Origin of the sequence: Pseudomonas guariconensis, assembly GCF_024127895.1 — a bacterium.
GTDB lineage: Bacteria > Pseudomonadota > Gammaproteobacteria > Pseudomonadales > Pseudomonadaceae > Aquipseudomonas > Aquipseudomonas guariconensis_B.
In genome coordinates, this window is sequence record NZ_JAMYBK010000081.1 from 1 (window position 1) to 348 (window position 348).

At 64.4% G+C, this 348-nt stretch carries 1 pseudogene; it reads left to right on the top strand.

The annotated features are described in order from the left end of the window. Positions 1 to 348, top strand: a pseudogene (locus tag NJF35_RS24640) (hypothetical protein); the annotation flags it as partial.

A 348-nucleotide genomic window follows, 5' to 3' on the forward strand; every position in this document is an offset into this window, starting at 1 on the left:
CCGGCGGCAAGGCCGACTACGCCTACATGGCCACCACCCTGCGCGACCGGCTGGTGGCGCTGATCCAGCACAGCGTGGGGCCGGTGCGCATGGGCGGCAGCTTGACGCGGGTGGTGGCCGATGCGGGTGAGGAGGCCCTGGCCGCGGCACTGGTCAAGCACTGGAACGTCAGGCCGCAGAACATCCTCGGCTACAGCACCGACCCTGCCATTCCCAGCCGTTTCGGGCTGAAGAACAAGAGCGACCATGGGATCGACATGTTGGTGTATGTGCCGCCACCACCGTCGATGAAGGTGAGGAATCCGACTACCCAGGCTATGCGTCATCACATCGATGGTTTGAAGGGAA